The organism is Arthrobacter sp. 2YAF22_2 (assembly GCF_052114645.1).
In the GTDB taxonomy this organism is placed as follows: Bacteria; Actinomycetota; Actinomycetes; order Actinomycetales; family Micrococcaceae; genus Arthrobacter.
The window spans coordinates 1-8,369 of sequence record NZ_JBFRFD010000113.1; the positions used below are offsets into that span (position 1 = coordinate 1).

Here is an 8,369-nt window from a genome sequence, read left to right on the forward strand (position 1 = left end):
AACTGGGGCACTGCGCTGAAGATCCTGGGCTAGTGTCCGTGGCCCTTCGTTCCGGCGGATAGCACCTCGGCGTCGGCAACGGCGTCGACGTCGGCGGGCACCGTGGCGGCCCGGACGGAGATGCCGTCAAGGTTGGGCAGGGCCTGCCCAAGCCGGCGCTCGGCGTCCCGGACGATCTGCTGGCCGGCCGAAATCGGCATGTCCGCGACCTGGATGGTGGCGTTGCCTTGCAGGCGGTGTCCGATCCAGCGCAGCTGCAGCGCCGGGACGGCCTCAACCCCGGGCGTGCCGGCGAGCGCCGACCGGGCCCTGTCCACCAGTTCGGGTTCGATGCCGTCCATCAGGCGACGGCCGATGCTCCGGACGGTTCCCCATAGCAGGACCACAATGGCCGCGGCGATCAGCAACCCGACGATCGGGTCGGCCAGCGGGAAACCGGCCCACACCCCGAGAGCACCGAGCACGACGGCCAGGGAGGTGAAGCCGTCCATCCGGGYGTGAACGCCGTCGGCGACCAGCGCCGCCGAGCCGATCTTCCGGCCTATGCGGATCCGGTAGATGGCCACCGCCTCATTGCCGGCGAAGCCCACCAGCCCCGCCGCTGCCACCCACCCCAGGTTGTGCAGCGGTTGGGGGTGGATGAGCCGGTCGATCGACTGCCAGCCGGCAACGACGGCGGAGAGCGCGACGACGACGACGATGAAGAGGCCGGCCAGGTCTTCGGCCCGGCCAAAGCCGTAGGTGTACCGCCGACTCGCCGGACGGCGGGCCAGAATGAACGCGATCCACAGCGGCACCGCGGTCAGGGCGTCCGAGAAATTGTGGATGGTGTCCGCCAGCAAGGCCACGGATCCGCTGATGAGCACCACAATGAATTGCAGGACCGTGGTGCCGAGCAACAGGAAGAGACTGATTTTGACGGCACGGACGCCTTGAACGCTGGCCTCGAGCGCGTCGTCAATGGAGTCTGCGGCGTCGTGTGTATGCGGAACAAACAACCCGTAGAAGAATCCCTTGATCCCGGTCGGATGCTCATGGGAATGGCCGTGACCGTCATGGCTATGGCTATGGCCATGACCGTGGTCGTGGCCGTGGCCGCTATGGTCATGGTCATGGTCATGCCCGTGGCCGCCGTGGGCGTGTGCGCCGTCGGCGGGGTGCTCGTGGACGGCAGCGGCCGCCGGTCCGAAACGGCGGTGATCGTGGTCCGGGCTCATGAGATGTCCGTGCTTTCGGAGTGGTGGTGGCGGGGGGTGCCCCCGAGAGAGTGTTCGGCCTGGAAGATGGCGTCGGTGACGAGCTGGCTCGCATGCTCGTTCTCTAGACGGTAGAACACGCGTGTCCCGTCCTGCCTGGTGGTCACGAGCCGCCCGAGGCGCATTTTTGCCAGGTGCTGGGACACAGCCGCCGGGGATTTCTGGACGATCTCGGCCAGCTGGCCGACCGGCAGTTCGCCGTCGCGCAGTGCAAGGATGATCCGGACCCGGGTGGCGTCGGCCAGCATGCCAAATACTTCAACGGCCAGTTCCACATACTGGCTGTCGGGTTCTCGACCACATATTTGCTTGTCTGCATACATATATAGATTCTTACATGCCAGCTGTCCGCGGGGCCACACCCTCGGCGGCCGGCGGCAAGACGAGAGCGGCCCTTCTGCTCGCCCGACGCCGGGCGTCCGGCGTAGATTGTGGTCATGGCACAGACATCAGACCGCCGGGGAGCGCTCGTTGACCGCCTCCTGGGCGTTGCAGAGTTCACTCACGCGCACTGGTTTTTCGGCAATCTCTACGAGGCGGTCGCTAAGATCCCGGACCGGGTTGCGGCGGCGGAAGCCAGCCCTGGCCTGCCCCGGTCCCCCTTTGGATCAGGAAGCCCCGGACGCTACTACGCCCCGATCGCGCCGCTCAGCGCCCCCGCCGCCATCGCCGCCCTGGTGGCCGGCTGGAACCGCCCCGGCAGCAGGACCTGGCTGGCGGTGGCGGCCGGAAGCTCTACGGCGGGCGCGGCGGCCACCGTTTACTTGCTCCGTTTCATCAACCCGGGGCTCTTCTTCAGTCCGCAGCCGCTAAGCGAGATGAGGCGCAAGCCCCTGTTGAAGAAGTGGTACAGGATCCATGCCTTCCGGCTCACGGCCAGCGCCGTCGCCCTGGCCGCCCTCGACCACGCGCGGAAGACCGGCCGCGGTAGCGGGGCATAAGGCCGCCAAGAGTACGCTGCCGACGGATCCGAGGAAGCCTCAGGTGCCTCGTGGCTTTGGCTTCGGGTCCAGGACCAGGGCCACCGCGATGCCAAACATCCAGATGTCTTTGGCCAGCACCGTTCCCTGCCGGCTCGGCCGGATCCCGTCGTCGAGAGTCATGCCAGGGGTCTTAAGGTACATCGTGAGCAGCGATCCCGAAAAAACTCCCAGCCCCAGCCCCACCAGGCGGCTCGGGAGGAACGGCGTCAGAAGGGCTGCGCCCAGTGCAGTCTCGGCGTAGCTGATGAACTTGCCGAATTGTTCCGGTTCGAATCGCCCCAACTGTGGAACAACCCGGACGGCCATCGCCTGCAGACCGGCTGCGCTCTCCCGGTCCAGGCTGCGCTTGCCCAGTCCGGAATTGAGGATGAACGCGCCCGTGACGACGCGCAGCGGGATGTGGCTAAGTCTCATTGTTAATCCCTTCGAATGGCCGGGACGGGCGGCATCGCGGGTCTGCTATCGCTCCAACCATGCCGCCAGCCGCTGTAGCTCGGAGTGAGTGTCACGTTACCGGCGATCCCACCGGTTGGAAATAGTCGGCAGTGCCACCCGGCGGCATCGCCGGCAGGGACCTGCGACGCCTGTTCCCGCGCCCGTCCGGAACGGGCCGCTCTCCGGGGTCCTGTCCTCAGCACGGTAACCGCGGCCGGCCCCTGCTCTCAACGGCCCGCGAGAAGGCCTGACTCCCCCACCCTTGACAAATTCCCACTTGCGGTCCTGATGCTAAGTAGGCTTAGGATGGGTTATGGCCGGATTGAACGGCCGCCAACCAGAGGAGGAAACACCATGGGACTAGGCGACAAGATTCAGAACGCAGCCGAGAAGGCCGGCGGTAAGGGCAAGGAAGCTGCCGGAACCGCGACGGGCGACGAGAGCCTGCGGGCTGAAGGCAAGGCTGACCAGACCAAAGGCGATTTGAAGCAGGCCGGCGAGAAGGTCAAGGACGCCTTCAAGAAGGACTGACCCGAACGCAGGGGAAGGGCGCATCACTAGTTAAGTGGTGCGCCCTTCGTTCTGCCCGGCAATCCGGGTCCCTAGCTGGTCCGGCCGCTAAAACCTTCCATAGCGCGCGCGGGCCATCGAGTACACGCCAAAGCAGACCAGCCCCGCCGCGATTGCGGCGAGCAGGAACACGCCGTACGGCTGGGAGCCGAGGGTCTTAAGGCCGCCGTCCAGACCTGAGGATTTCGACGGATCCGCTGTGGCCGCGGCAACGATCATCAGGATGCCGACGACTGCGAGGACCACGCCCTTGGCGGAATAACCAATGGTCCCTATCCATTCGACGGCCGTGCGGGCGTTGCCCGGGTCCTGCAGATCCTCCATGTACTTCCGTGTGACTCCGCGGTAGACGTAATAGACGCCCGCTCCGATGACCGCGAGCCCGATCGCTACGAGCAGCACCACCCCGGCAGGCGTCCCCATGAGCTTGGCGGTGAAGTCGCTTGCCGACTGGCTGGAGTTCTTGTTGCCGCCCGAGGCGAAGACGGCGAAAGTAAAGGCCAGGAATCCGAACACAACGGCCTTCCCCACCGCCGCCCCCGACTCCTTCAGCTTCTTCTTTGAATCGGTCTCCGAGCGGGCCGCGAAGACGGCCTCGCTGACCATCCAGAGGGCCAGCGCGGCGCACGCAGCAAACCCAGCCCAGAGCAAGAACGTTCCACCCGGCTTCGCGGCGATCGACCCGATCGCGCCGGACTGATCAGCCTCACCGCCCTGCCCCCTGACTACCTGCAGGGCAATGCCGCCGATCACGATGTGGACCAGGCCGATGAAAACGAATCCGGTGCGTGCGAGGATTCGCAGGGCGGGGCTTCGGCTCGCCGACGCCGCCTCGGATACCGCCCGATTAGCCTTCTGCGAGGCATTGCCCATGGCTAGACCTTCCCGATATGAACTTGAACTTCGGTTGCCCGCTCCGGCGTCGCCAGGTTGCCGGCGTCGCGGATGCTCCAGTGTATGTCCGTGTCCGGCGGCGCGAACAGACCTCGGAAGGCACGGCTGCCCGGCAGGCAACCGATCCGTGCCGGTCCCCACCGGTTCGTCCTTGAACCGGCGGGCACTGGCCGGCGGGCACAAAAGGGAGAACCCCAAGGGCCTTCCCCTCGTGTTGGCTGGTTAGCGGCCAGATCCTTCGTGGCGGCCCTCATTCCGGTCCTGGGCCCGGTCGGCCCGTGCGGGGTGGCTGTCGTCCTCGTGCTTGGAAAATGTGCGAAGACCCGAAGCGCAGACGGAGCGCCTAAGACACCCACTCAAGGGTTCAAAAACCCCTGCAAATGTGGAGCTAAGGAGATTCGAACTCCTGACCTCTTCGATGCGAACGAAGCGCTCTACCAACTGAGCTATAGCCCCGTAAGAAAGCCGTTCCCGGGGGAACGGCGTTTCCAACGTTCTTAGGCTACAAACTATCCGCCCGCATTGCCAGCCAGCCCTCGAAAGTCTGCGTGCCGTGTCGCTCTGCCGTCGCCAAGTTATCGCCAGCCCGCAGGTACTTTCCCATCCCACCCGGCAGCGGCAGCTCCACCAGACGTCCGCGTGCCCCAGAAGCCTGCTGCCATGTGCGGGCGAGTTCCCGCATGCCGATGATTTCCGGGCCACCGACGGTCCGGATCCTGTGCCGCTCGCCTGATGGCGCCGTCAGCGCTCCCTCAAGCAGCGCCGCGGCCACCTCGGCAGGCGCGATCGGCTGGAACCTTGCACCCTTCACCACAGGAATCAGCCGGACCTTGGCGCCGGCGGCAAACACGCGTGCCAGCAAAGAATGGAACTGAGTGGCCCGCACCACCAGTGTCTCGAGGCCGGACCGTCCATAGGCCTGTTCCTTGGCCGCCTTGGACTTGTAGTAGCCCAGGCTGCTGCGGTCGCAGTTGACGATCGAGAGCATGACTGCCGTCCTGACGCCGGCTTCCTGTGCGGCGGCCAGCAGCCGCGCGCCGCCGTCAGCGAAGGTCTTCAGTGCCTTGCCTGCCCGTCCCTCCAGGCAATCGATGACGACGTCGGCTCCGGCCAGCGCTGCGGCCAGCCCCTCCCCCGTCGTCACATCACCACGGAAGTACTCCGCTCCGCCTTCATGACCGGCGGTCTCCGGTGCGGGAGGATTGCGGCTGAGCACGGCCACTTGGTGTCCGCCGGCAAGCGCCTGACGTACAACTTCGCGGCCCACCTGTCCGGTTCCCCCGGCAACGCAGATTTTCGACATGGTCCTCAGACTAGCGGCCGCGGGCAATAAAAGGCCCCGGGCCGCCGATGCGACGGCTGCTCGGGGCGGGACCTGGGAGGATCAGGCGCGGCGGCGCTGCAGGACGTCGTCGAGGTTACTCAGTGCGCTCTGGCCCTTGCCCAGCGGCTTGGACTCCGCGTCGAGCGTCTCCGGCTGGCGGACCGAGGCCTGCTTGAGCGAGGGCTTGCCGACGGCTTTCGGGGCTTCCGGCAGGTCAAGCGGCTCGGGGGCGGGGCGTTCGGCTTTGGGGGCCTCGACGTAGCTTGGCTTCGGAACCTCCACGGGCTCCCAGCTTGCCGCGGCGGTGGGATCCTCGACACGGCGGACGTAAGTGTCGCCCGACGCAGCTGCTTCGGCCAGAGCGGCCTGCCGCAATTCGTCGGCCGTCAAGGGTTTTGCGGCGGGCGCGAGCGGAGCGGCGCCGGCTTCGGCGTCGAACAGTGGGCTCTCTTTCGCGGGTCCCGCTTCGGGGACCGCGGCTGCCCGGCCCGCGGCGGGCGCCGCGGCGGCACCGCGCACCGGTGAGCCCATGGCTGAGCGGAACGCGGCATCGACTTTGCGCCGTCGATCCCGTACCGCAAGCCTGCGGAGCAGTACGACGGCGGCCACCGCGCCGAGGAGGGTCAGGACGGGAAGCCACCCGGACCCCAGTCCGAAGAGCCGCAGGACACCGGAGACGACGCCGGTGAGGAGGGCGAGCGTGCCCAGCAGGGCGAGCGCCGAGCGGCCATAGCGGATCCGGAATGCCGGGGCGGGCACCGCGGGCTTCCGATCGCCGTCGAGGTCAAGGGAACTCGGGGCGGACTCGGGCCGCTGCGTACTCGTCATCGGTTTCTCCTGCGGGGCCGCCATTTTCATCACGTATGCGGCCTGGGGGTCTGTTTTGCCTGCATCTACCACGTCCATCAAGAACTCCCCCGCCGGGTGCAGCCGGGTACGGCCATTCCGGAGCATGTAGGGAGCCACCCACACGATCCAGAGCGCAACAGCAATGACAAGGATCACTGAGCTGCTAAGAGGGAAGTCCACAATCAAAACGGTATGAGCAAGACGGCGACCCGGGCGGCATTGCCTGCGGTGTGTCGCGAGAGAACTGCCAATTCACTGGAGATATGCCGAAAGGGCTGGTCAGGCACGCATTTTCGATGCTTAGGCGGGACGGTTTTCCAGCCACCGGGCCAGTAGCCCTTCAGATACTTCCTCGGCTGTCAGCGCGAAGGTGCGGTGGTCCGCCCACTGCCCGTTGATGTGCAGGAAGCGAGGCCGGTATCCCTCGTCACGGAACCCAAGCTTCTCCACCACCCGCAGGCTCGGGCGGTTTTCCGGCCGGATATTGATTTCCATGCGGTGCAGCCCCAGCGTGCGGAAGCAATAGTCGGTGGCCATCGCAACGGCGGTCGGTGCTATGCCGTGCCCCGCCCGGTCCCGGTCGACCCAGTAACCGAGTGTGGCCATCATGGCCGACCCCCAGACAATCGAGGAGACAGTCAACTGGCCCACGATCACGGGGTCCTTGAAGCCCGGCGTCCATGCGGTGATGACGAATGGCAGCGCGGACGCCTGCGCCGCTTGCGCTTTGAGCGAGCGCACCATCTGGCGGTAGTCGGGCAAGCCGCCGCCGGGAACCGGGTTGGACGCTTCCCAGGGGGCAAGCCACTGCTCATTACGTGCCCGCAGCTCGCTCCATTCCTTGCGGTCCCGGTACCGGATCGGACGCAGCACAAGGTCACCGCACTCCAAAGTCACCGGCCACGTGAAGCCGCCCCCCACGGAACTACTTCGTCAAGCCAGCGGCGAAGCCCGGCAGCCAGTCGCGCAGTCCGGGGCCGAGGTCCTCACTGTCGCAGGCGAGCTGGACGCAGGCCTTGAGGTAGCTCAGCTTGTCGCCGGTGTCGTAACGGCGGCCGCGGAAGACGACGCCGTACACGCCGTACCCTTCGCCCTGGCCGGCGGAAAGCTCCTGCAGGGCATCTGTGAGCTGGATTTCGCCGCCACGGCCCGGTTCGGTCCGCTCGAGGACCTCGAAGACTGCGGGGTGCAGGACATATCGGCCGATGATGGCCAGATTCGATGGAGCTTCGTCGGCGTCCGGCTTCTCTACGAGCTGCTTGATGCGGACGTACTCCTCGCCCTCGACCATCTCGACGTCGGCGCAGCCGTAGGCGCTGATCTGCGAGGGCTCGACCTCGATCAGCGCTACGACGGAGCCGCCGGTCTTCGCTTGCACCTCGATCATGGTGCTGAGCAGTTCGTCGCGGGCATCGATGAGGTCATCGCCCAACAGGACGGCGAAGGGCTCGTAGCCGACGTGCTGCTTGGCGCGCAGCACTGCGTGGCCAAGGCCCATCGGGTCGCCCTGGCGGACGTAGTGGATGTCGCCGAGGTTGCTGGCCGCCTGGATGGACTCCAGCTTGGCCGTGTCGCCCTTGGCCTCCAGCGTCGCTTCCAGGGTGGGCACCCGGTCGAAGTGGTCTTCGAGGGCCCGCTTGCTGCGGCCGGTGATCATCAGGACGTCGTTCAGGCCGACACTGACGGCTTCCTCGACCACGTACTGAATGGCCGGCTTGTCAACGACGGGCAGCATCTCCTTGGGCATCGCCTTGGTGGCGGGAAGGAAGCGGGTGCCGAGGCCCGCAGCGGGGATGACGGCCTTACGGACTGGGGCGTTGGGTGTAGTCACTCGACTAATCTAGCGGAGGGGGCAAACAACAGGTAATTGTTCCCGCGGCATGGCTGCCGCGACGCCCGCCAGATGAGGCGGCACTGCACAGCCGAAAGGACGCTACTGCATGAGCACCAAAGAAGAGATCCGCTCGCGACACCGGCGCAACCGGGCCGCCTTGTCGCCAGCGGATCTGGACGCCGCCGGCTCGGCATTGGCCCGTCACGGCCTGGCTTGGGCAGCCG

The 8,369-nt window shown here is 66.5% G+C and carries 10 protein-coding genes and 1 tRNA gene; 2 read left to right on the plus strand and 9 right to left on the minus strand.

All coding sequences use genetic code 11. From position 1 onward, the window contains the following. Positions 1–29 precede the first annotated feature (29 nt). Together AB4Y86_RS06720 and AB4Y86_RS06725 are read right to left on the minus strand one after the other, a co-directional pair. The gene (locus AB4Y86_RS06720) at positions 30–1,217 is read right to left on the minus strand and encodes a cation diffusion facilitator family transporter (protein WP_441401236.1); all 1,188 of its coding nucleotides are present in this window, start codon (positions 1,215–1,217) and stop codon (positions 30–32) included. Beyond that, complete coding sequence (locus tag AB4Y86_RS06725; RefSeq protein WP_441401238.1) at positions 1,214–1,579, minus strand: ArsR/SmtB family transcription factor; 366 nt, start codon at positions 1,577–1,579, stop codon at positions 1,214–1,216. The genes AB4Y86_RS06720 and AB4Y86_RS06725 overlap by 4 nt, the downstream gene beginning before the upstream one ends. A 114-nt stretch (positions 1,580–1,693) precedes the next feature. On the opposite strand from AB4Y86_RS06725, the gene AB4Y86_RS06730 reads away from it, so the two are divergent. Further along, positions 1,694–2,197: a hypothetical protein gene (locus AB4Y86_RS06730; protein ID WP_441401241.1), complete on the plus strand. Its 504-nt coding sequence runs from the start codon at positions 1,694–1,696 to the stop codon at positions 2,195–2,197. Positions 2,198–2,236: 39 nt separating this feature from the next. Here AB4Y86_RS06730 and AB4Y86_RS06735 read toward each other — a convergent pair whose 3' ends face one another. Continuing rightward, the gene (locus AB4Y86_RS06735; RefSeq protein WP_441401242.1) at positions 2,237–2,653 is read right to left on the minus strand and encodes a hypothetical protein; all 417 of its coding nucleotides are present in this window, start codon (positions 2,651–2,653) and stop codon (positions 2,237–2,239) included. Positions 2,654–3,028: 375 nt separating this feature from the next. Between AB4Y86_RS06735 and AB4Y86_RS06740 the strand changes: the two genes are divergently transcribed. Next, positions 3,029–3,205, plus strand: coding sequence for a CsbD family protein (locus AB4Y86_RS06740; protein WP_441401244.1), 177 nt, complete (start codon positions 3,029–3,031; stop codon positions 3,203–3,205). Positions 3,206–3,292: 87 nt separating this feature from the next. On the opposite strand, the gene AB4Y86_RS06745 is transcribed toward AB4Y86_RS06740, so the two are convergent. From AB4Y86_RS06745 to galU, 6 genes are all read right to left on the minus strand, one after another. Further along, the gene (locus AB4Y86_RS06745; RefSeq protein ID WP_441401246.1) at positions 3,293–4,117 is read right to left on the minus strand and encodes a DUF1206 domain-containing protein; all 825 of its coding nucleotides are present in this window, start codon (positions 4,115–4,117) and stop codon (positions 3,293–3,295) included. Positions 4,118–4,521: 404 nt separating this feature from the next. Then, a tRNA-Ala gene (locus tag AB4Y86_RS06750) sits at positions 4,522–4,594 on the minus strand. 46 nt (positions 4,595–4,640) lie between these two features. After that, positions 4,641–5,441 carry an SDR family oxidoreductase gene (locus AB4Y86_RS06755; protein ID WP_441401248.1) on the minus strand — a complete coding sequence of 267 codons (801 nt, stop codon included), beginning with the start codon at positions 5,439–5,441 and terminating at the stop codon, positions 4,641–4,643. 81 nt (positions 5,442–5,522) lie between these two features. Continuing rightward, positions 5,523–6,467, minus strand: coding sequence for a hypothetical protein (locus tag AB4Y86_RS06760; RefSeq protein WP_441401250.1), 945 nt, complete (start codon positions 6,465–6,467; stop codon positions 5,523–5,525). A gap of 144 nt (positions 6,468–6,611) precedes the next feature. Next, the gene (locus AB4Y86_RS06765) at positions 6,612–7,232 is read right to left on the minus strand and encodes a GNAT family N-acetyltransferase (protein WP_441401252.1); all 621 of its coding nucleotides are present in this window, start codon (positions 7,230–7,232) and stop codon (positions 6,612–6,614) included. 4 nt (positions 7,233–7,236) lie between these two features. Then, positions 7,237–8,142 carry a UTP--glucose-1-phosphate uridylyltransferase GalU gene (gene galU / locus AB4Y86_RS06770; protein WP_441401254.1) on the minus strand — a complete coding sequence of 302 codons (906 nt, stop codon included), beginning with the start codon at positions 8,140–8,142 and terminating at the stop codon, positions 7,237–7,239. Positions 8,143–8,369 lie beyond the last annotated feature (227 nt).